At 58.1% G+C, this 21600-nt stretch carries 20 protein-coding genes; 4 read left to right on the top strand and 16 right to left on the bottom strand.

All coding sequences use genetic code 11. The features are described from left to right. Positions 1 to 30: 30 nt before the first annotated feature. From atpA to rpmH, 16 genes are all read right to left on the bottom strand, one after another. Positions 31 to 1575, bottom strand: a complete 1545-nt coding sequence (atpA, locus tag WBK23_RS00510) for a F0F1 ATP synthase subunit alpha (protein WP_090254179.1) — start codon at positions 1573 to 1575, stop codon at positions 31 to 33. A gap of 21 nt (positions 1576 to 1596) precedes the next feature. Next, on the bottom strand, positions 1597 to 2133 hold the full coding sequence (locus WBK23_RS00505) for a F0F1 ATP synthase subunit delta (RefSeq protein ID WP_424482057.1): 537 nt from the start codon (positions 2131 to 2133) through the stop codon (positions 1597 to 1599). A 14-nt stretch (positions 2134 to 2147) separates the two neighbouring features. Further along, positions 2148 to 2618: a F0F1 ATP synthase subunit B gene (locus WBK23_RS00500; protein WP_424482056.1), complete on the bottom strand. Its 471-nt coding sequence runs from the start codon at positions 2616 to 2618 to the stop codon at positions 2148 to 2150. Between the two features lie 56 nt (positions 2619 to 2674). Then, positions 2675 to 2932: a F0F1 ATP synthase subunit C gene (atpE, locus tag WBK23_RS00495; protein ID WP_003097235.1), complete on the bottom strand. Its 258-nt coding sequence runs from the start codon at positions 2930 to 2932 to the stop codon at positions 2675 to 2677. 115 nt (positions 2933 to 3047) lie between these two features. After that, positions 3048 to 3917: a F0F1 ATP synthase subunit A gene (gene atpB / locus WBK23_RS00490; RefSeq protein ID WP_424482055.1), complete on the bottom strand. Its 870-nt coding sequence runs from the start codon at positions 3915 to 3917 to the stop codon at positions 3048 to 3050. 16 nt (positions 3918 to 3933) lie between these two features. Beyond that, complete coding sequence (locus WBK23_RS00485) at positions 3934 to 4341, bottom strand: F0F1 ATP synthase subunit I (RefSeq protein WP_424482054.1); 408 nt, start codon at positions 4339 to 4341, stop codon at positions 3934 to 3936. A gap of 159 nt (positions 4342 to 4500) precedes the next feature. After that, on the bottom strand, positions 4501 to 5373 hold the full coding sequence (locus WBK23_RS00480) for a ParB/RepB/Spo0J family partition protein (protein WP_424482053.1): 873 nt from the start codon (positions 5371 to 5373) through the stop codon (positions 4501 to 4503). 10 nt (positions 5374 to 5383) lie between these two features. Next, a complete protein-coding gene (locus WBK23_RS00475; RefSeq protein ID WP_424482052.1) occupies positions 5384 to 6172 on the bottom strand; it encodes a ParA family protein in 789 nt (262 codons plus the stop codon). A gap of 12 nt (positions 6173 to 6184) precedes the next feature. Further along, a complete protein-coding gene (gene rsmG, locus WBK23_RS00470; RefSeq protein WP_424482051.1) occupies positions 6185 to 6832 on the bottom strand; it encodes a 16S rRNA (guanine(527)-N(7))-methyltransferase RsmG in 648 nt (215 codons plus the stop codon). Beyond that, positions 6832 to 8724 carry a tRNA uridine-5-carboxymethylaminomethyl(34) synthesis enzyme MnmG gene (mnmG, locus tag WBK23_RS00465; protein ID WP_424482050.1) on the bottom strand — a complete coding sequence of 631 codons (1893 nt, stop codon included), beginning with the start codon at positions 8722 to 8724 and terminating at the stop codon, positions 6832 to 6834. Before mnmG ends, rsmG begins: the two co-directional genes overlap by 1 nt. 604 nt (positions 8725 to 9328) lie before the next feature. Then, entirely contained in the window at positions 9329 to 10714 is a 1386-nt protein-coding gene (locus WBK23_RS00460; protein ID WP_424482049.1) for a lysozyme inhibitor LprI family protein, read from the bottom strand. 17 nt (positions 10715 to 10731) lie between these two features. After that, positions 10732 to 12099 (bottom strand): tRNA uridine-5-carboxymethylaminomethyl(34) synthesis GTPase MnmE, encoded by a 1368-nt coding sequence (gene mnmE, locus WBK23_RS00455; RefSeq protein WP_424482048.1) that lies wholly within the window; start codon positions 12097 to 12099, stop codon positions 10732 to 10734. A gap of 74 nt (positions 12100 to 12173) precedes the next feature. Next, positions 12174 to 13925, bottom strand: coding sequence for a membrane protein insertase YidC (gene yidC, locus WBK23_RS00450; protein WP_424482047.1), 1752 nt, complete (start codon positions 13923 to 13925; stop codon positions 12174 to 12176). Between the two features lie 2 nt (positions 13926 to 13927). Beyond that, a complete protein-coding gene (gene yidD, locus WBK23_RS00445; RefSeq protein WP_424482046.1) occupies positions 13928 to 14173 on the bottom strand; it encodes a membrane protein insertion efficiency factor YidD in 246 nt (81 codons plus the stop codon). Continuing rightward, positions 14166 to 14564 carry a ribonuclease P protein component gene (gene rnpA / locus WBK23_RS00440; RefSeq protein WP_424482045.1) on the bottom strand — a complete coding sequence of 133 codons (399 nt, stop codon included), beginning with the start codon at positions 14562 to 14564 and terminating at the stop codon, positions 14166 to 14168. The genes yidD and rnpA overlap by 8 nt, the downstream gene beginning before the upstream one ends. 11 nt (positions 14565 to 14575) lie before the next feature. Further along, the gene (gene rpmH / locus WBK23_RS00435) at positions 14576 to 14710 is read right to left on the bottom strand and encodes a 50S ribosomal protein L34 (RefSeq protein ID WP_002551315.1); all 135 of its coding nucleotides are present in this window, start codon (positions 14708 to 14710) and stop codon (positions 14576 to 14578) included. 522 nt (positions 14711 to 15232) lie between these two features. On the opposite strand from rpmH, the gene dnaA reads away from it, so the two are divergent. The 4 genes from dnaA to gyrB are packed head-to-tail and all read left to right on the top strand — an operon-like array spanning position 15233 to position 21364. Beyond that, positions 15233 to 16696, top strand: coding sequence for a chromosomal replication initiator protein DnaA (gene dnaA / locus WBK23_RS00430; protein ID WP_424482044.1), 1464 nt, complete (start codon positions 15233 to 15235; stop codon positions 16694 to 16696). Between the two features lie 31 nt (positions 16697 to 16727). Then, positions 16728 to 17831 carry a DNA polymerase III subunit beta gene (dnaN, locus tag WBK23_RS00425; protein WP_424482043.1) on the top strand — a complete coding sequence of 368 codons (1104 nt, stop codon included), beginning with the start codon at positions 16728 to 16730 and terminating at the stop codon, positions 17829 to 17831. 7 nt (positions 17832 to 17838) lie between these two features. Further along, positions 17839 to 18942, top strand: coding sequence for a DNA replication/repair protein RecF (gene recF / locus WBK23_RS00420; RefSeq protein ID WP_424482042.1), 1104 nt, complete (start codon positions 17839 to 17841; stop codon positions 18940 to 18942). A 4-nt stretch (positions 18943 to 18946) separates the two neighbouring features. Continuing rightward, the gene (gene gyrB / locus WBK23_RS00415) at positions 18947 to 21364 is read left to right on the top strand and encodes a DNA topoisomerase (ATP-hydrolyzing) subunit B (protein ID WP_424482041.1); all 2418 of its coding nucleotides are present in this window, start codon (positions 18947 to 18949) and stop codon (positions 21362 to 21364) included. Positions 21365 to 21600: the final 236 nt, after the last annotated feature.

Genomic DNA, 21600 nt, shown 5'->3' with positions numbered 1-21600 from the left:
AAGCGGAGGCCTCGCGGCCTCCGCTGCGGCTTACCAGGTTTGGGTGGCCTTGAACTTCTCGATACCGGCTTTCAGGCCAGCGTCGATTTCGTCGTTAAAGTCACCCTTCTCGTTGATCTTCGCCAGCAGTGCGGCGTGATCCCGGTTGAAGTAAGCAATCAGGGCCTGCTCGAATGCACCAATTTTGGCGACTTCGATATCGACCAGGAAACCACGCTCGGCGGCATACAGCGACAGCGACATGTCAGCGATCGACATTGGCGCATATTGCTTCTGCTTCATCAGCTCGGTAACGCGCTGACCGTGCTCAAGCTGCTTACGGGTGGCTTCGTCCAGGTCAGAAGCGAACTGGGCGAATGCCGCCAGTTCACGGTACTGAGCCAGAGCGGTACGGATACCACCGGAGAGCTTCTTGATGATCTTGGTCTGTGCAGCACCACCCACGCGGGATACCGAAATACCGGCGTTGACCGCAGGACGGATACCCGAGTTGAACATGGCCGATTCCAGGAAGATCTGACCGTCGGTGATCGAGATCACGTTGGTCGGAACGAACGCGGAAACGTCGCCAGCCTGGGTTTCGATGATCGGCAGAGCGGTCAAAGAACCGGTCTTGCCAGTCACGGCGCCATTGGTGAACTTCTCAACGTACTCTTCGGAAACGCGGGAAGCGCGCTCCAGCAGACGGCTGTGGAGATAGAACACGTCGCCTGGGTAAGCTTCACGGCCTGGCGGACGGCGCAGCAGCAGGGAAATCTGGCGGTAAGCCACTGCTTGCTTGGACAGATCGTCATAAACGATCAGCGCGTCTTCACCGCGGTCGCGGAAGTATTCGCCCATGGTGCAACCGGCGTACGGTGCAATGAACTGCAGAGCAGCGGATTCGGAAGCAGAAGCCGCGACCACGATGGTGTTAGCCAGCGCGCCGTTTTCTTCCAGCTTGCGCACCACGTTAGCGATGGTCGATTGCTTCTGACCGATGGCTACGTAGACGCACTTAATGCCGCTGTTCTTCTGGTTGATGATGGCGTCGATGGCCAGAGCGGTTTTACCGATCTGACGGTCACCGATGATCAGCTCACGCTGGCCACGGCCAACCGGGATCATGGCGTCAACCGACTTGTAACCGGTTTGCACCGGCTGGTCGACCGACTTACGCCAGATCACGCCCGGCGCAACCTTCTCAACAGCGTCGGTAGCGACGTTGTTCAGCGGGCCTTTGCCGTCAATTGGGTTACCCAGTGCATCGACAACGCGACCCAGCAGTTCCGGACCAACCGGAACTTCCAGGATACGGCCGGTGCACTTGGCGCTCATGCCTTCGGCAAGGCTGGTGTAAGCACCCAGCACAACAGCACCGACGGAGTCTTGCTCCAGGTTCAGTGCCATACCGTAGACGCCGCCCGGGAACTCGATCATTTCGCCGTACATCACATCGGCGAGACCGTGAATACGCACGATACCGTCAGATACGCTGACGACAGTGCCTTCGTTACGGGCTTGAGAGGCGACATCGAGATTCTCGATACGCCCCTTGATGATTTCACTTATTTCGGAAGGATTGAGTTGCTGCATAGCTCTGCTGCCCCTTCAAACTCAAGATTTCAATGCTTCGGCCAGCTTCGCGATTTTGCCGCGAACTGAGCCATCGATAACCAGGTCGCCGGCGCGGATCACGACACCACCGATCAGGGTGGCATCCTCCGCGGCGTGCAGACGCACTTCTCGGCCGAGCCGTGCACTGAGAACCTTGGCGAGTTTGTCTTGCTGTTCATCGCTCAATGCGAAGGCACTGGTAACGTCCACGTCGATCGTTTTTTCCTGCTCGGCCTTGTACAGCTCGAACAGTTCAACAATCTCTGGCAACAGGGCCAGGCGATCGTTTTCAGCGACGATGTGAATGAAATTGCGTACCTGGGCGTCGAACTTGTCACCACACACGTCAACAAACGTGGTGGCCTTGTCTGTACTCGTCAAACGCGGTGCTTTGAGCAGGCTTTGCATGGTGTCGTCTTGCGACACCGCTGCAGCCAGGCCGAGCATGGCTGACCAATTGGCCAGCTGCTGGTGGGCCTGAGCATACTCAAAGGCAGCCTTGGCGTAAGGTCGGGCCAACGTGGTCAGTTCTGCCATGATCGCGCCCTCGCTTAAATTTCGGCTGCCAGTTTGGAAACCAGCTCCGCATGCGCGTTTTGGTCGATAGATGCGCCCAGGATCTTCTCGGCACCGCTAACGGCCAGGCTACCCAATTGGGCACGCAGCGCGTCTTTGACACCGTTGATTTCCTGTTCGATCTCGGCCTGAGCCTGAGCCTTCACACGGTCAGCTTCGATACGGGCCTGTTCACGGGCTTCGTCGACGATCTGGGTACCGCGTTTCTTGGCTTGCTCAATGATCTCGGCTGCTTGGCCTTTGGCTTCGCGCAGTTGCTGACCCACTTTCTCTTGGGCCAACTCCAGGTCACGAGCCGCACGGCTAGCAGCGTCCAGGCCGTCTGCGATCTTCTTCTGACGTTCTTGCAAAGCCGTAATGACCGGAGGCCACACGTACTTCATGCAGAACAGCACGAAGATGAAGAAGGCAACGGATTGGCCAATCAGGGTTGCATTAATGTTCACGCCAACACCTCGCTCGTTCGTTGTCCATCAAACCAATTCACTCGAAAACGAGTGAATTAGCCTGCGATTTGACCAACGAAGGGGTTCGCGAAGGTGAAGAACAGTGCGATACCAACACCGATCATGGTCACGGCGTCGAGCAGACCAGCGACGATGAACATTTTCACTTGCAGCATCGGAACCATTTCCGGCTGACGCGCAGCGCCTTCCAGGAACTTGCCGCCCAGCAGGCCGAAACCAATGGCGGTACCCAGGGCACCCAGGCCAATCAGCAGTGCTACAGCGATAGCGGTCAGACCAACTACAGTTTCCATCTTTCCTCCCGACTTTTTATGTCGTATTGGTTAAGGTTTTCTAAGGTAAAGCGGTAAAGCAAAATCGCTACTTCTAGTGCCCTTGCGGGCGTCCACTGCGAGCGCCGAAACGCTCTTAGTGGTTGTCTTCGTGCGCCATCGACAGGTAGACGATGGTCAGCATCATGAAGATGAACGCTTGCAGGGTGATGATCAGGATGTGGAATACCGCCCACGCCCACTGCAAGGCAACGCCCAGGGCACTCAGCCAGAGCAAGCCGCTGCCGAACATCACCGCAATCAGGATGAACACCAGCTCGCCGGCGTACATGTTGCCGAACAGACGCAGAGCCAGGGAAATCGGCTTGGCGATCAGGGTGACGAATTCAAGCAGGAAGTTGACCGGAATCAGCAGTGCCTGCACCAGCAGGTTCTTGCTGCCGAACGGGTGCAGGGTCAGCTCGCCGATAAAGCCTTTGAGCCCCTTGACCTTGATGCTGTAGAAAATGATCAGGGCGAACACCGAGAAGGCCATAGCCAGGGTGGCGTTCGGGTCGGTGGTCGGTACGGCACGGAAGAACACATGTTCGTTGCCGGACACCAGCATGGCCACTTGAGGAATCCAGTCGACCGGGATCAGGTCGATGGCGTTCATCAGGAACACCCAGACAAAAATGGTCAGTGCCAGCGGTGCAATCACCGGGCTACGACCGTGGAAGCTGTCCTTGACGCTGCCATCGACGAAGTCAACCAGCACTTCTACGAAGTTCTGCAGTGCGCCAGGTTGACCGGAAGTCGCCTTCTTCGCTGCCATGCGGAACAGCAGGACGAAAAGCAGGCCGAGGGCAACGGACCAGCCGAGGGTATCGACGTGGAACGCCCAAAAACCCATTTCTTTGGCTTCTTGTGCGGTGTGGGCAAAGCCCCAATCACCATTCGGCAGTTGCCCGTAGGTCAGGTTCTGCAGGTGGTGCTGGATATAGCCCGAAGCGGTTTGTTCTGCCATGTTTGCCTCAAACGCCTTAAGGTCTCGAAAGTCTTTTTCTCATCAGCAGTGGCGAAAACCAGTTGACCAGTTGGGTCACGAAGAACACCGCAAATACCGCCAGCGGCGCCAAAGGTTTCACTCCTGCGAACGTCAGCGTAAACAACGCTGCCGTCAAAATAAGCTTGCCCGCCTCACCGGCATAAAAAGACCGGACGATGGCTTGAGCGGCCCGCGCTCCACTGAAACGGAACGCCTTGTGGGCGAAATACATATTCGGTAGCCAGGCAATCAAGCCACCGCACAACCCTGAATAACCCGCTACAACGCCTTTCCACTGCCAGAGCACTGCTGCCATGAGCAGCACGACCACCAGCTGCGTCATCAGCACCGGGAAAACAGCTAGACGATGGAAGGGCAGGCGATTCTGCATGCGGACATCCATCATGTTTTCCTGGAATCTGAACTCGGGCGTCGGCACCCAAAAAATCAATAACTTGGCATACTTTGTGCCGACGAAATGCGCGCAGAGTATAGGGGCGCTTCCCCCCCTGTTCAACTGTCCGGTAGTGATTTCCGACTAGTCGCTACACAGCCAATTGTTTCAGCGAATGTGAGCCAGCACACCCTGCAATTCATCCAGCGAGCTGTAACTGATCACCAGCTGACCTTTGCCCTTCTGCCCATGCTTGATCTGCACCGGAGAGCCCAGGCGCTCAGCCAGGCGCTGCTCCAGACGGGTGATGTCCGGGTCAACCTTGGCGACTGCCGCAGGCTTCTCTTTGCTGTTCAACCACTGGCGTACCAGTGCCTCGGTTTGGCGCACGGTAAGGCCGCGTGCGACAACATGTCGCGCACCTTCAGTCTGCTGTTCCGCCGGTAAACCGAGCAGGGCGCGGGCATGACCCATTTCCAGGTCACCGTGGGACAGCAGGATCTTGATCTCTTCCGGCAACGCAATCAGGCGCAACAGGTTGGTGATGGTCACCCGCGATTTGCCCACCGCTTCGGCCACTTGCTGCTGGGTCAGCTGAAACTCCTGCTGCAAGCGCTGCAGGGCCATGGCTTCCTCAATCGGATTGAGGTCTTCGCGCTGGATGTTCTCGATCAGCGCCATGGCGATGGCGGCTTCGTCCGGCAGTTCGCGAACCATGGCCGGAATCTTGTCCAGGCCGGCTTGCTGACTGGCACGCCAGCGGCGTTCACCGGCGACGATCTCGAAGCGCCCGCCACCAATCGGCCGCACCACGATGGGCTGCATCACGCCATGGGATTTGATCGACTGCGCCAGTTCTTCCAGAGCGGTCGAATCCATGTCGCGGCGTGGCTGGTATTTGCCGCGCTGAATCAGGTCCAGCGGCACGTATTGCAGTTCACGGCTATCGACCTGCGCGGCTTCTTCCTGCAACGCACTGACACTGGTGCCGCCCAGCAGAGCGTCCAAACCGCGTCCCAGTCCTCGTTTTTTCAGCGCCATGCGAATTTCCTTATGCGGTTGCGGTGTGGGCACTGGCGCGCTGGCGGCGGACCAGTTCGCCGGCCAGGGCCAGGTAGGCAATGGCACCACGGGATTGCTTGTCGTACACCAGTGCCGGCATGCCGAAGCTCGGTGCCTCGGCCAGGCGCACGTTACGCGGGATGACCACGTCGTAGAGCTGATCGGGGAAGTGTTGTTTGAGCTGCGCCGAAACATCGTTGGTCAGGCTGATGCGCGGGTCGTACATGGTGCGCAGCAGGCCTTCGATCTTCAGCTTGGGGTTCAATAGCTCGGCGATGCGCTGGATGCTGTTGACCAGGTCGCTCAAACCCTCAAGCGCGTAGTACTCGCACTGCATCGGGATGATCACGCCATCGGCGGCCACCAGGGCGTTAACCGTAAGCATCGACAACGCCGGCGGGCAGTCGATCAAGATGTAATCGTAATTCTCGCGGATCGGCGCCAACGCATAACGCAGGCGGCTTTCCTTCATTTTCATTTCCAGCAGCGAGACTTCGGCAGCGGTCAGGTCGCGGTTGGCCGGCAGCAGCTGATAACCGCCGTGCTCGGAGAACTGCATGGCATCGACCAGGTTGCACTCGCCGATCAGCACGTCGTAGATCGAGTGCTCAAGGCCGTGTTTATCCACGCCGCTGCCCATGGTCGCGTTGCCCTGGGGATCGAGGTCGATCAGCAGCACACGGCGCTTGGTCGCCACCAGCGAGGCAGCCAGATTGATGCAGGTGGTGGTTTTGCCCACGCCGCCTTTCTGGTTAGCGATTGCGAATACCTTAGCCATGCTGCGTTCCCCCTAGACCGAGCGACGCAGTATCAGCAGATGGCGCTGACCTTGGCAACCGGGAACCTTGAGCACATGAGTGGCCGTGAGACGGAAGTCCGCAGGCAGGGCCTGCAGCTCGTCATCTGGGTGTACGCCTTTCATCGCCAACCACTGGGTATCACCGTTGCCTAGGTGCCGGGTCCAGTTGCTGAAATCCTCCAGCGAACTGAACGCCCGTGAACAGATACCGCTGAATGGCTGCTCGGGACGGAACTCTTCAACGCGGCTGTGGATAACTTGCAGGTTGGCCAGTTTCAACTCCAGCTTCACCTGAGTCAGGAAGCGAGTCTTCTTGCCGTTGGAATCCAGCAGGGTGAACTGCCGCTCGGGAAACAGGATGGCCAGGGGAATCCCAGGCATGCCGCCGCCGCTGCCGACATCCAGCCAATTATCCCCAGCCTCGGTGACGAAAGGCACCACAGACAGGCTGTCGAGCAGATGGCGCGAGACCATTTCATTGGGATCGCGCACCGCGGTGAGGTTGTAGGCCTTGTTCCACTTGATCAGCAGGGCCAGGTAGGCCAGCAACTGCTCGTGCTGCTCAGTGCTGAGTTCGACGCCCAGCTCAATGGCACCCTGGCGCAGTTCTTCGGCGTGACGGGCGGTGACCAGAGACATCAGGCGCTGTGCTCCAACTGCTGACCGGCAGTGCGCTTTTTCAGGTGGATCAGCAGCAGGGAAATCGCTGCCGGAGTGACGCCGGGAATCCGCGAGGCCTGGCCCAGAGTTTCCGGGCGAGTGTTACCAAGCTTGTGCTGGATTTCCTTGGACAGCCCGGAAATCCCTGCGTAGTCGATATCGAGAGGCAGCTTGGTGTCTTCACTGGCGCGCAGGCGGGCGATTTCGTCCTGCTGGCGGTCGATATAACCGGCGTACTTGGTCTTGATCTCGACCTGCTCGGCCACTTGCGGGTCTTGCGCCCCGCCGCCGGTGATGGAGATCAGGCCGGCGTAATCGATTTCCGGGCGCGACAGCAGGTTGAGCAGGTTGTATTCGTGGGTCAGCGGCGTACCGAAATACGCGGCAATTGCATCACCCTGGGGTGTGCCTGGGCGCACCCAGCTGCTTTTCAGCCGTTGTTCTTCCTGCACGATGGCTTCGCGCTTGGTTTCGAACGCGGCCCAACGCACATCATCGACCAAGCCCAGCTCGCGACCTTTCTCGGTCAGGCGCAGGTCGGCGTTGTCTTCGCGCAGGATCAACCGGTATTCGGCGCGCGAAGTGAACATGCGGTACGGCTCCTGGGTACCCAGGGTGATCAGGTCATCGACCAGCACGCCGATGTAGGCCTCATCACGACGCGGACACCAACTGTCCTTGCCCTGCGCGCGCAGCGCGGCGTTGCAGCCCGCGAGCAAACCCTGGGCACCGGCTTCTTCGTAGCCGGTGGTGCCGTTGATCTGCCCGGCGAAGAACAGCCCGGCAATCACCTTGGTTTCCAGGCTGTACTTGAGGTCACGCGGGTCGAAGTAGTCGTACTCGATGGCGTAGCCGGGGCGCACGATATGGGCGTTCTCCATGCCGCGGATGCTGCGCACGATCTGCAATTGCACATCGAACGGCAGCGAGGTGGAGATACCATTCGGGTACAGCTCATGGGTATTCAAGCCTTCGGGCTCGATAAATACCTGGTGGCTGTCCTTGTCGGCGAAGCGGTGGATCTTGTCTTCGATCGACGGGCAATAGCGGGGACCGACGCCCTCGATCACGCCTGAGTACATCGGCGAGCGATCGAGGTTGGCCGCGATGATTTCGTGAGTACGCGCGTTGGTGTGGGTGATCCAGCAGCTGACCTGCCGTGGTTGCTGCTCGGCACGCCCGAGGAAGGACATCAGCGGCGTTGGCGTATCGCCCGGCTGCTCGGTCATTACCGAGAAGTCCACCGAACGGCCGTCGATGCGGGGTGGCGTACCGGTTTTCAAACGACCAACGCGCAGCGGCAATTCACGCAGGCGATGGGCCAGGGCGATTGAGGGTGGATCACCGGCACGACCGCCGGAGTAGTTCTGCAGGCCTATGTGGATAAGTCCACCGAGGAAGGTACCCGTGGTCAACACTACGGAATCCGCGAGGAAACGCAGGCCCATCTGGGTGACTACGCCTTTGACTTCGTCGTTATCGACGATCAGGTCATCGGCTGCCTGCTGAAATATCCACAGGTTGGCCTGGTTTTCCAGGGTTTCACGGATAGCGGCTTTGTACAGCACCCGATCGGCCTGGGCACGAGTGGCGCGTACCGCTGGGCCTTTACGGCTGTTGAGCACGCGGAACTGGATACCACCTTTGTCGGTGGCTTCAGCCATGGCACCGCCGAGGGCGTCGATTTCCTTGACCAGATGGCTCTTGCCAATCCCGCCAATGGCCGGGTTGCAGCTCATCTGCCCAAGTGTTTCCACGTTATGGGTCAGCAGCAGGGTTTTTACCCCCATGCGTGCAGCTGCCAGCGCAGCCTCGGTACCGGCATGACCGCCGCCGATGACGATCACCTGAAAACGGGAAGGGAAATCCACCACGCACCTCGTGCCTGTTGAGAAATGGGGGGCTTTTTGGTTTGAAAAGCGGGAAAGGCGGCAAGTATAGGGATTTAGCCGGTGTGAAAGAAGCCTTTTGCACAAAAAATAGCCAGCTGCCTTGGGTGCCATGCAAGTCGTTCGGTTAATAAAGAATAAAAGAGAGAATTTTTATAAAGCCTTGTTTATATGTTTATTACTTAGCAACGGCTTTTCTGTGGATAGATCGCTACAGGTCAATGGATTCAATACTTACAGCGTTTAAAAAGTCTGTGCTGATCCTGCCATCTGCCTGTTCAGTTGCCGTACGCAAGCTGTGGATGAAATAGATGGTTATCCACAGGGGCGGTTATCCTCCGTTTTATCACCGGGTTATAGGCAGGGCTTAGGGCCGGTTTTCCACAGGGCTTAGATGGATTAATAAGTGCTTGGCCGCCCATATTTCGCCCAGGCGAATGCCTGCCTGGACGACATAAATGAGGTTTTAGTAGCCGCAGAAAGGGAATGTTAGATTCAAGAGGGTTTCAGATGCGCCGTAACCCATCAGCCAAGCAGGCCTACAGGCGCATCAAGCTACTACGCTGCGTCGCTTAGAAGGATAGGGTTAGAAGCCGTTGTCACCCTCTACTCGGCCTATCGAGGCTGCAGCGTTTTTGATCTGGCGCCGACCGTGCACCTGGTAAACCTGACCTTCGCTATCCGAACCAGGCCGCTTTATCCACAGCTGCGCGTGCAATCCCTGTTTGGCAGAATAGCTACCGAACCAGTTCGCCAACCTGGCTACGTGGCAGTAACCATCGAGGATGACGGCCATATCGGTGACGACTTCATAGGTGTAGTGCCCAGGTCCAAAGCCGTAATAGGCACCAAGCCGATCTTCCTGCGTACCCGCAGGGATCGGGCAGAGCGGGCCGTCAAGGTTGCCGGGTTCGGCATCGACAAGGCTCAGGGCGTGGGTCAGCGCCGCGTGATGCACCTCGCTCAATTCGATCTGAGTGGCTGCAGCATCATCTGTCTGAATCCTTGGGATGGATAATTGGTAGCGATAATTCAGGGTCAGGGTAGGCACCTGTCCTGCCAGAGCCAGCGGGGGCAGCAGATAGAGATAGTCGATGCCGTAGTAGCCAACATGGTAGGCGGCATAGCGCCGTCCGCGCAGTTCTATCCAGTAAGCCGCCTGATTGGCGCCACGTCCATTCAGCGAATAGAGATAACCGGGTGGGTCTTCCTCGGAACGGTTGTTGTGATCAACTGGCCGGCTACTGAAAAAACGCTCGCCGCTGCGTTGCAGCGTACCTATATAAGAGAACAACCCGGTGCCACCGTAGTAGGTGTCGATTATCAGGTCGCGCAGGCCATCGCCATTCAGGTCGATCAGGGTATAGCTGGTGTTGCCGTTCTCACCGATGGTTTCGACTTCTGAGGCCAGTAGGGCCTGCCATTCGTCCGCGCTGACGCCATCCGGACGTTGCATGGGGAAACGAGCCGATTCTGACGAGGAACTCTGATCGTTACTGACGTTGTTGAAGCGGGTTTCCCCCGACGTGATCAGCAGACTTTCCAGTACCGACTCGAGAGGAAACTCCGTGTTGCTCTGGCTTGTCTGTTCGACGGCCAGGCGCAGATCCTCCAGAGCCAGCCGATCGATATCATCCGGCTGGTAGGCAAGGTGATCACGCAACTGCACATGTAAAGCGGCCAAGCGCTGGTCGTACTCTTGCGTCAGGCAGTCCTCGACAGCCAAGCATCGATCGCGCTGTTTCAGCCAGGCTCGTTGTGTCTGCCGTAATGCAGGAAGCTTCTGTGGATAACCCTTTGCCAGATTGCTGTAGAGCTCTCCCATGCGCTGGTCGAGTCGGTATAGGTTGGGGCTCGCACAGATGGTTTGCTCGCTCGTTGTAGCGGCAAGCCTACAGTCCATGCCCGCGGCAAGCAGCGGACCGTGCAGAAGCACTAGCGCGGTACCGGACAATAACGGTTGGAATTTCATGCGAGGCCACTCCGTGGCTACTTACCAATACAAAAACTGGAAAAGATTCGACCCAGTAGGTCATCGGAGCTGAAGGCCCCGGTGATTTCGCCCAGGGCTTGCTGAGCCATACGCAGGTCTTCAGCGAGCAGTTCGCCAGCCCCAGCCAAGGTCAACTGGGCGTGGCCGTGCTCAAGGTGAGTGGCGGCCTGGCGTAGCGCCTCCAGGTGGCGTCTGCGCGCGCTAAAGCTGCTCTCTGAGGTCTGTTCATAGCCCATACAGGCCTTGAGGTGTTCTCTGAGCAGATCCAGACCCTCAGCGGATTTGGCCGACAGGCTGATGGTGACGTGGCCATCATTGCAGACTTCCAGCACCACCGACTCGCCAGACAGGTCGGCCTTGTTGCGAATCAGGGTGACCTTGGCCGGATCAGGGTGTTGGTCGAGAAACTCCGGCCACAGGGCAAAGGGGTCGTCGGCTTCGGGGGCTGTGGCATCCACCACCAGCAGGATGCGGTCGGCTTCACCAATGGCTTTCAGCGCACGCTCGACGCCGATGCGTTCGACCTGATCCTCGGTGTCACGCAAGCCGGCAGTGTCCACTACGTGCAGCGGCATGCCATCGATGTGGATATGTTCGCGCAGCACGTCGCGGGTGGTGCCGGCGATCTCGGTGACGATAGCGGCCTCGCGACCGGCCAGGGCGTTGAGCAAGCTGGATTTTCCGGCATTCGGCCTACCGGCAATCACCACGGTCATGCCATCGCGCAGCAGGGCACCCTGACCGGCCTCACGCAGCACACCCGTTAGATCGGTGCGCACGCCATCGAGCAGGTTGAGCACATGACCATCGGCGAGAAAGTCGATTTCTTCTTCCGGGAAGTCGATGGCCGCTTCGACATAGATGCGCAGGCTGATCAGCCGCTCGGTCAGGCCATGCACACGACGGGAGAACTCGCCCTGCAGCGAACGCAGGGCATTGCGCGCGGCCTGCTCGGAGCTGGCCTCGATCAGGTCGGCAATTGCTTCGGCTTGCGCCAGGTCGAGCTTGTCATTGAGAAAGGCGCGTTCGCTGAACTCTCCCGGGCGCGCCAGTCGTGCGCCGAGTTGTACACAGCGACGCAGCAGCAGGTCGAGCACCACTGGGCCGCCATGCCCCTGCAGTTCCAGTACGTCTTCGCCGGTAAACGAGTTCGGTCCGGGAAAGTACAGCGCCAGGCCTTCATCCAGCACCTGTTCGGCGTCGGCGAAGAACGGGCCGTAATGCGCATAGCGCGGCTTCAGTTCACGCCGGCAGATCGCCTCAGCCAGTGTTCCTGCCAGTGGGCCGGACACACGCACGATACCGACGCCGCCACGGCCTTGGGCGGTGGCAACGGCGGCAATGGTTTCACGGGCTGTTTGCATGCGGGTCTCCAGATACGACATAGCAAAACGCCCCTGAAGAGGGGCGTTTTATCCAGCTTAGAAGCTTGTGCGACTTAGGCTTCAGCGGCCTTGGCTGCGGCTTCGATCTTGCGGGTAATGTACCACTGCTGTGCGATCGACAAGACGTTGTTGACCACCCAGTACAGCACCAGACCAGCCGGGAACCAGAGGAAGAAGAAGGTGAAAATGATCGGCATCATCTTCAGTACCTTGGCTTGCATCGGGTCCGGCGGCGTCGGGTTGAGCTGCTGCTGGATAAACATGGTCGCGCCCATGATGATCGGCAGGATAAAGAACGGGTCTTTGATCGCCAGGTCAGTTATCCACAGCAGCCACGGGGCCTGGCGCATTTCCACGCTTTCCAGCAGCACCCAGTACAGCGCGAGGAAAACCGGCATCTGCACCAGGATCGGCAGGCAGCCGCCCAGCGGGTTGATCTTCTCTTTCTTGTACAGCTCCATCATCGCCTGGGACATCTTCTGGCGATCGTCACCGAACTGCTCTTTCAGCTGCGCCAGTTTCGGGGCCACGGCACGCATACGCGCCATCGACTTGTAGCTGGCGGCCGAGAGTGGGAAGAAGATCAGTTTGATGATCACGGTCAACATGATGATCGACCAACCCCAGTTACCCAGCAGGTTGTGGATAACTTCCAGCAGCCAGAAGATCGGCTGAGCGAGGAACCACAGAATGCCGTAGTCGACCGTCAGCTCAAGACCGGGCGACAGGGTTTTCAGATGACCTTGTAGCTTCGGGCCGGCATACAGAACTGCACTGGTTTCGCCTTGAGCGCCGGCAGCAACCTGAAGGGCCGGGCCGGTAAAGCCGACAATGTAGTTGCCTTGGCTGTCTTTACGGGTCTGTATTTGGTTAGTGCTGTCTTTGCTTGGAATCCAGGCAGTGACGAAGTAATGCTGTAGCCAGGCAACCCAGCCTCCTTGAACGGTTTCTTTGAAGGCTTGTTTGTCGATATCTTTCATCGACACTTTTTTGTACGGCTCTTCGGTGGTCCAGAGTGCACCACCCAGGTAAGTCGCGGTGCCGGTTGCGGTGGTGGAGGACGGATCGTCGCTGCCATCACGCTTGAGCTGGGCAAACATGTTGCCGCTCCAGGCGGTGCTGCTCTGGTTGTCGATCAGGTAGCTGACAGTCACCTGATACGACGACGGGTCTACGCAACCCGGCTTTTTCTGCTGTTGCTGCTTGCTCGAGCACTCGGCGTTCAAGCCACGCTTGAAGGTGAAGCGCTTGATGTAGTTGACGCCGTCTTCGCTGAGGGTCAGGTCAACTTGCAGTTGCTCTTGACCGTCGGCCAGTTCGTAGCTCTTCTGCGCGCTGCTCCACAGGGCACGGCCGCTGGATTTGTCCGGGGCGTTAGTCCCGATCAAACCGCTTTGCGCCAGGTAAGTGCGTTCGCCACCGTTATCGAACAGCTGGAATGGCACGTCTGGACGGTCCTGACGACGCGGGTACTGCGGCAAGCGCAGTTGCACCACGTCACCGCCGCGTGGGTCGATGGCCAGATCGAGGACATCGGTTTTTACCCGAATCAGTTCGTCGTTGGCGACTGCGGCGGTGGCACTGACCGAGCCCGCTTCGATTGGCGCGGCAGTGCTCGGAATATCATCACCGCCAGCAGAAGCTGCGGTGGCTGCAGGCGTGTCCGGCAGACCCGGGACAGTGCTGCTGGTCGCGGCAATTTCAGTCGGCAGGGCCGCTTGACCGTAGTCCTGGTTCCACTGGAGAACCATCATATAGGACACGATTGCCAGGGCGACGATCAGGATCGAGCGTTGAATATCCATGATTATTCGGCCATCGAAGAGGAACGGGAGGTTTTTGCGAGGGGAACCGGGTCGTAGCCACCGGCATTCCACGGGTGACAGCGGCCGAGCCGACGCACGGTCAGCCAGCCACCGCGCATGACGCCATGTTGTTCTATGGCTTCCTGCGCGTAGCAAGAGCAGCTTGGGTAAAAGCGACAGTGACTGGCCATCAAAGGGCTGATGGCGTAGCGGTAGAACTGGATGGGAAGCAAAGCCAGTTTACGCATGGGGACTGTCGCTTACCCCGGTTTCGGCTTGCGGGCTTGGCTTGCTGCGCTCGAGTCGTTTCCAGAGCTTGCCAAACTGGCGGGCCAGTTCGACATTTTCCAGATCGCCGAGGCCTTTACGCGCCACCACCACGATGTCCCATCCCACCAGGTTGTCCTGGTTGAGACGGAACGATTCGCGGATCTGGCGTTTCAGGCGATTGCGCTCAACCGAGAGCTTGACGCTCTTCTTACCGATCACCAAACCCAGACGGGGGTGATCAAGGTCATTGTTGCGCGCCAGCAGCAGGACATTTTTGCCCGGAGCTTTGCCGCTAGGGGAGTCGAAGACTGCCTTGAATTGCCGGGGGGTTAGCAGACGCTTTTCCCGACTGAAGTCTCGACTCACCACAAGACCGAAAATTAGACGGCGAGACGCTTACGGCCCTTGGCGCGGCGACGCGACAGGACAGCACGGCCGTTCTTGGTGGCCATACGAGCACGGAAACCGTGGGTGCGAGCGCGTTTGATAGTGCTGGGTTGGAAAGTACGTTTCATGATGCGGTACCTGGGTGGTCGACTACGGGCCGGAATGGCCCCCGTTTTAAGAGACCGGCAATTCTAGAGAAACCCGAGGGTCAGGTCAATTTCCAACCAGGCTTTTCCTGCATAAAGAAATATAAAGAAGAGAATATTTAAAGATCTTTTGTAGTGTTAGTAACTATTAGCTTGCCCTCTATCTGTGCATAAGTGCTTGAACGTCAATGATTTAAGGCTGTTCAGCGCAGAGTAAGTCTGTCGAAAAGAGGTGCTGCAGCTGTGTGGAAGCAGCGCATAAGCTGAGGATGGAATGGCCTTTTACCCACAGCAGGGTTTTCCACCGGGTTTGACCCTGGTTTATCCGATGGGCTTGTGGGCGGTTATCCACAGCCTTTATCGAGTTTGCGTTATTCGTGCAGAAAGCCAATAACACCTTGATTTTACTTGCTCATAAGCAAGCGTACGTGTGGATAACTCAAGCCTTGGCGGCTACAATGACGGCTGTTTTTGCCTCACCGCCTTTCGATTTAGGGGATGTCCGTGTCTGTGGAACTTTGGCAGCAGTGCGTCGAGCTTCTGCGCGATGAGCTACCTGCTCAGCAATTCAACACCTGGATCCGTCCACTGCAGGTCGAAGCCGAAGGCGACGAGCTTCGCGTTTATGCGCCGAACCGTTTTGTCCTCGACTGGGTCAACGATAAGTACCTCAGCCGTCTGCTGGAGTTGCTGAGCGAGCGGACTAACGGTCTGGTGCCGGCACTCTCCTTATTAATAGGCAGCAAACGCAGCGCCGCCCCTCGGGCTGCCGTCAGCGCCTCCGTGCCGGTTGCCAATAATCCGCCACCAGCGCCCACTACCACCGCCGCTGTTAATAGCCAGGCCGAACCTTCACGCGCCAGCTTTGATCCGATGGCCGGTGCCGCCAGTCAGCAGGCCCCAGCGCGTACTGAACGTTCGGTGCAGGTCGAAGGCGGCTTGAAGCACACCAGTTATCTGAATCGCACCTTTACCTTCGATAACTTCGTCGAAGGTAAATCCAACCAGCTGGCCCGTGCGGCAGCCTGGCAGGTGGCGGACAACCCCAAGCACGGTTACAACCCGCTGTTCCTTTATGGTGGCGTCGGCTTGGGTAAGACCCACTTGATGCATGCGGTGGGCAACCACCTGCTGGCGAAGAACCCGAATGCCAAGGTGGTGTACCTGCATTCCGAGCGTTTCGTCGCGGACATGGTCAAGGCGTTGCAGCTGAACGCAATCAACGAATTCAAGCGCTTCTACCGTTCGGTCGATGCGCTGCTGATCGACGACATTCAATTCTTCGCCAAGAAAGAGCGTTCCCAGGAAGAGTTCTTCCACACCTTCAACGCGCTGCTTGAAGGTGGTCAGCAGGTGATTCTCACCAGCGACCGTTACCCGAAAGAAATCGAAGGGTTGGAAGAGCGCCTGAAATCGCGTTTCGGTTGGGGCCTGACGGTGGCCGTCGAGCCGCCTGAGCTGGAAACCCGCGTGGCGATTTTGATGAAGAAGGCCGACCAGGCCAAAGTCGATCTGCCGCATGACGCCGCCTTCTTTATTGCCCAGCGCATTCGTTCCAACGTACGTGAGCTGGAAGGTGCCTTGAAGCGGGTGATTGCTCACTCGCACTTCATGGGCCGCGACATTACCATCGAGCTGATTCGCGAATCGCTCAAGGATCTGTTGGCGCTGCAGGACAAGCTGGTCAGCATCGACAACATCCAGCGCACGGTGGCCGAGTACTACAAGATCAAGATTTCCGACCTGCTGTCCAAGCGTCGTTCGCGTTCGGTCGCTCGCCCCCGTCAGGTAGCGATGGCCTTATCGAAAGAGCTGACCAACCACAGCTTGCCGGAAATTGGTGATGCCTTTGGCGGCCGCGATCACACGACGGTATTGCATGCTTGTCGTAAGATTGCTGAACTTAAGGAATCCGACGCGGACATCCGCGAGGACTATAAGAATTTGCTGCGTACGCTGACTACCTAATACGCAACTCCACTAGGCAAGGGACTAGACCATGCATTTCACCATTCAACGCGAAGCCTTGTTGAAACCTCTGCAACTGGTCGCCGGCGTCGTGGAACGCCGTCAGACCTTGCCGGTGCTCTCGAACGTTCTGCTGGTGGTTGAAGGCCAGCAACTGTCGTTGACCGGTACCGACCTCGAAGTCGAACTGGTCGGCCGGGTCACCCTGGAAGAGCCAGCGGAGTCCGGTGAGATCACCGTGCCGGCGCGCAAGCTGATGGACATCTGCAAAAGCCTGCCGGCTGACGCCCTGATCGATATCCGTATCGACGAGCAGAAGCTGCTGGTCAAAGCCGGTCGCAGCCGCTTCAGTCTGTCCACCCTGCCCGCCAATGATTTCCCCACCGTCGAAGAAGGCCCAGGCTCGCTGACCTTCAGCTTGGTGCAAAGCAAACTGCGTCGTTTGATCGAGCGCACCAGCTTTGCCATGGCCCAGCAGGACGTGCGTTATTACCTCAACGGCATGCTGCTGGAAGTACAGACTGGCATCCTCCGCGCCGTAGCCACCGACGGTCACCGTCTGGCCATGTGTTCGATGGAGGCGGCAATCGAACAGGTTGAACGCCACCAGGTCATCGTGCCACGCAAAGGTATTCTCGAACTGGCCCGTCTGCTCACCGAGCAAGACGGCAGCGTCAGCATCGTTCTTGGTCAGCACCACATTCGTGCGACCACCGGTGAGTTTACCTTCACCTCGAAACTGGTCGACGGCAAGTTCCCGGATTACGAGCGCGTATTGCCGCGCGGTGGCGACAAGCTGGTGGTGGCCGATCGTCAGGGCCTGCGTGAAGCGTTCAGCCGTACCGCGATTCTGTCCAACGAGAAGTACCGTGGCATTCGTCTGCAGCTGGAGTCCGGCCTGCTGAAAATCCAGGCGAACAACCCTGAGCAGGAAGAAGCCGAGGAAGAGATCGCCGTGGACTACAACGGCAGCGCGCTGGAGATTGGTTTCAACGTCAGCTACCTGCTCGACGTACTGAGCGTGATGACCACCGACCAGGTGCGTCTGATTCTCTCCGATGCCAACAGCAGTGCTCTGGTGCAGGAAGCCGATAACGACGATTCGTCCTACGTCGTTATGCCGATGCGCCTGTAATCACTGAATGTCCCTTACTCGCTTTACCGTCACCGCGGTGCGTAACCTGCACCCGGTGACCCTCTCCCCCTCCCCGCGTATCAACATCCTCTCCGGCGATAATGGCAGCGGTAAAACCAGCTTGCTCGAAGCCATCTATCTGTTGGGTTTGGCGCGTTCCTTTCGCAGTACTCGGCTGCTTCCGGTTATCCAGTACGAACAACTCGCCTGCACCATCTTTGGCCAGGTGCAGTTGGCGGATGGTCGGCAAAGTAGTCTGGGGATTTCCCGCGATCGTCAGGGCGAATTTCAGATTCGCATCGACGGGCAGAATGCCCGTAGCGCGGCGCAGCTTGCCGAAACATTGCCGCTGCAGCTGATCAATCCGGACAGCTTCCGTTTACTGGAGGGTGCACCGAAGATCAGGCGACAGTTCCTCGATTGGGGAGTGTTCCACGTGGAACCTCGCTTCCTGCCAGCCTGGCAGCGCCTGCAGAAGGCCCTGCGTCAGCGGAACTCGTGGCTGCGGCATGGTACACTTGACGCCGCTTCGCAGGCGGCCTGGGATCGTGAGTTGTGCCTGGCCAGCGACGAAATAGACGGCTACAGACGTGCCTATATCCAGGCCCTGAAACCGGTCTTCGAGCGCACCCTGAGTGAGCTGCTTGATCTGCAAGGGCTAAGCCTCAGCTACTACCGAGGTTGGGATAAAGAGCGTGAGCTGACTGAAGTGCTCGCCTCTACCCTCACCCGCGATCAGCAGTTGGGTCATACCCAAGCGGGCCCACAGCGTGCCGATTTACGGTTACGTCTAGGCGCACATAACGCCGCCGAGGTTCTGTCTCGCGGCCAGCAGAAATTAGTTGTATGTGCCCTGCGCATTGCTCAGGGCCATTTAGTCAATCAGGCCAAGCACGGCCAATGCATCTATCTGGTGGATGACCTGCCGTCAGAACTGGATGAACAGCATCGTCGCGCGCTGTGCCGATTGTTGGAAGACTTGCACTGCCAGGTGTTCATCACCTGTGTAGACCATGAATTGTTGAGGGAAGGCTGGCGCACGGATACGCCAGTTGCCATGTTCCACGTGGAACATGGTGGCATCACCCAGACCCACGACCACCGGGAGTGAAGGCATGAGCGAAAACCAAACGTACGACTCCAATAACATTAAGGTCCTCAAGGGCCTGGATGCCGTACGCAAGCGGCCTGGCATGTACATCGGCGATACCGACGATGGCAGCGGTCTGCACCACATGGTGTTCGAGGTGGTCGACAACTCGATTGACGAGGCGTTGGCTGGGCATTGCAGCGAAATCACCATCACCATCCACCCGGATGAGTCGATCAGCGTGCGCGATAACGGCCGCGGTATCCCGGTCGATATGCACAAGGAAGAAGGCGTTTCCGCTGCCGAAGTCATCATGACCGTGCTGCACGCCGGCGGTAAGTTCGACGACAACAGCTACAAGGTTTCCGGTGGTCTGCACGGCGTGGGTGTTTCCGTAGTGAACGCCCTGTCCAAGGAACTGATCCTGACCATCCGCCGTAGCGGCAAGATCTGGGAACAGACCTACATCCACGGCGTGCCTCAGGCTCCGATTGCAGCGGTTGGTGACAGCGATGTCACCGGTACGCAGATCCACTTCAAACCGTCCGAAGACACCTTTGCTAATATCCACTTCAGCTGGGACATCCTGGCCAAGCGCCTGCGCGAATTGTCGTTCCTCAACTCCGGTGTTGGCATCGTTCTCAAGGACGAACGCAGCGGTAAGGAAGAGCTGTTCAAGTACGAAGGCGGTCTGCGTGCTTTCGTTGAATACCTCAACCACAACAAGACCGCGGTCAACCAGGTGTTCCACTTCACCGTGCAGCGTGATGACGGTGTGGGTGTAGAAGTCGCCCTGCAGTGGAACGACAGCTTCAACGAGAACCTGCTGTGCTTCACCAACAACATTCCCCAGCGCGACGGTGGTACCCACCTCGCCGGCTTCCGCTCGGCGCTGACGCGTAACCTGAATGCCTATATCGAGCAGGAAGGTTTGGCCAAGAAGCACAAGATCGCCACCACCGGTGACGATGCCCGTGAAGGCCTGACCGCGATTATTTCGGTCAAAGTTCCGGACCCGAAATTCAGTTCACAGACCAAAGACAAGCTGGTTTCCTCCGAGGTGAAAACCGCGGTGGAACAGGAGATGGGCAAGTACTTCTCCGACTTCCTGTTGGAAAACCCCAACGAAGCCAAGGCCGTGGTCGGCAAGATGATCGACGCTGCACGTGCTCGTGAAGCGGCGCGTAAAGCCCGTGAAATGACTCGCCGTAAAGGCGCGCTGGATATCGCCGGGCTGCCGGGCAAACTGGCCGACTGCCAGGAGAAAGACCCTGCCCTTTCCGAACTCTATATCGTGGAAGGGGACTCCGCGGGCGGCTCTGCCAAACAGGGCCGTAACCGCAAGACCCAGGCGATCCTGCCGCTCAAGGGCAAGATCCTCAACGTCGAGAAAGCCCGTTTCGACAAGATGATTTCCTCCCAGGAAGTCGGCACCCTGATCACCGCCCTGGGCTGTGGTATCGGCCGCGATGAGTACAACATCGACAAGCTGCGCTATCACAACATCATCATCATGACCGACGCCGACGTCGACGGTTCGCACATCCGTACTCTGCTGCTGACCTTCTTCTTCCGTCAGCTGCCGGAGCTGGTCGAGCGTGGCTACATTTATATCGCTCAACCGCCGCTGTACAAGGTGAAGAAGGGCAAGCAGGAGCAGTACATCAAGGACGACGAGGCCATGGATGAATACATGACCCAATCGGCCCTGGAAGACGCCAGCCTGCACGTCAATGAAAGCGCGCCTGGTCTGTCTGGCGAGTCGCTGGAGCGTCTGGTCAACGATTATCGCCTGGTGATGAAGACTCTCAAGCGCCTGTCGCGCCTGTACCCGTTGGAGCTCACCGAGCACTTCGTTTATATCCCGCGTGTGGAAACCGAGCAGCTGGCGAATAAAGAGGCCATGCAGCAATGGCTCGCCCTGCTCGATGGCCGCCTCAAAGGCATGGAGAAGTCCGGCCTGGTGTACAAGACCAGCCTGCACGAAGACCAGGAGCGTCACCTCTGGTTGCCACAGGTCGAGCTGGTTTCCCATGGGGTTTCCAGCTACATCGTCTTCAACCGCGACTTCTTCGCCAGTAACGACTACAAGACTGTGACCGGCCTGGGCGACCAGCTCAACAGCTTGCTGGAAGACGGTGCCTACGTGCAGCGTGGCGAGCGCAAGAAGCCAGTCAGCACCTTCAAGGATGCGCTGGCCTGGCTGATGGCCGAAAGCACCAAGCGCCACAGCATTCAGCGCTATAAAGGTCTGGGTGAAATGAACCCGGATCAGCTCTGGGAAACCACCATGGACCCGGAAGTGCGCCGCATGCTCAAGGTGCGGATCGAAGACGCGATCGCTGCCGATCAGATCTTCAACACTTTGATGGGTGACGCTGTAGAACCGCGTAGGGACTTTATCGAGACCAACGCGCTGGCCGTGTCCAACCTGGACTTCTAAACGGTTTGTCGACGGGCAGGTTAATTGTCATGATTGTGCGAGTTATTGTCATGATGAAATCTGCCACTACCCCGGCCTAGCGCCGGGGTTTTTCTTTGAGCAGTGCAGCGATTACACAAATAGCATCAGCAATTGTCCGGTTACCTAGGGTTATCCGCACTTTGACTCGATCAGGCAATCGACGGTTGCCAAAAAAACACAAGGGTGGCACTGTAATGACGTTTGTAATTACAGTC

Origin of the sequence: Pseudomonas sp., assembly GCF_049653025.1 — a bacterium.
GTDB lineage: Bacteria > Pseudomonadota > Gammaproteobacteria > Pseudomonadales > Pseudomonadaceae > Aquipseudomonas.
This window is presented reverse-complemented; position numbering and strand designations above follow the sequence as displayed.

Bases quoted from the DNA above. Each gene is read 5' to 3' on its own strand.
- atpA (WP_090254179.1), bottom strand. From the start codon at position 1,575: ATGCAGCAACTCAATCCTTCCGAAATAAGTGAAATCATCAAGGGGCGT.
- WBK23_RS00505 (WP_424482057.1), bottom strand. From the start codon at position 2,133: ATGGCAGAACTGACCACGTTGGCCCGACCTTACGCCAAGGCTGCCTTT.
- atpE (WP_003097235.1), bottom strand. From the start codon at position 2,932: ATGGAAACTGTAGTTGGTCTGACCGCTATCGCTGTAGCACTGCTGATT.
- atpB (WP_424482055.1), bottom strand. From the start codon at position 3,917: ATGGCAGAACAAACCGCTTCGGGCTATATCCAGCACCACCTGCAGAAC.
- WBK23_RS00485 (WP_424482054.1), bottom strand. From the start codon at position 4,341: ATGGATGTCCGCATGCAGAATCGCCTGCCCTTCCATCGTCTAGCTGTT.
- WBK23_RS00480 (WP_424482053.1), bottom strand. From the start codon at position 5,373: ATGGCGCTGAAAAAACGAGGACTGGGACGCGGTTTGGACGCTCTGCTG.
- WBK23_RS00475 (WP_424482052.1), bottom strand. From the start codon at position 6,172: ATGGCTAAGGTATTCGCAATCGCTAACCAGAAAGGCGGCGTGGGCAAA.
- rsmG (WP_424482051.1), bottom strand. From the start codon at position 6,832: ATGTCTCTGGTCACCGCCCGTCACGCCGAAGAACTGCGCCAGGGTGCC.
- WBK23_RS00460 (WP_424482049.1), bottom strand. From the start codon at position 10,714: ATGAAATTCCAACCGTTATTGTCCGGTACCGCGCTAGTGCTTCTGCAC.
- mnmE (WP_424482048.1), bottom strand. From the start codon at position 12,099: ATGCAAACAGCCCGTGAAACCATTGCCGCCGTTGCCACCGCCCAAGGC.
- yidC (WP_424482047.1), bottom strand. From the start codon at position 13,925: ATGGATATTCAACGCTCGATCCTGATCGTCGCCCTGGCAATCGTGTCC.
- yidD (WP_424482046.1), bottom strand. From the start codon at position 14,173: ATGCGTAAACTGGCTTTGCTTCCCATCCAGTTCTACCGCTACGCCATC.
- rpmH (WP_002551315.1), bottom strand. From the start codon at position 14,710: ATGAAACGTACTTTCCAACCCAGCACTATCAAACGCGCTCGCACCCAC.
- dnaN (WP_424482043.1), top strand. From the start codon at position 16,728: ATGCATTTCACCATTCAACGCGAAGCCTTGTTGAAACCTCTGCAACTG.
- recF (WP_424482042.1), top strand. From the start codon at position 17,839: ATGTCCCTTACTCGCTTTACCGTCACCGCGGTGCGTAACCTGCACCCG.
- gyrB (WP_424482041.1), top strand. From the start codon at position 18,947: ATGAGCGAAAACCAAACGTACGACTCCAATAACATTAAGGTCCTCAAG.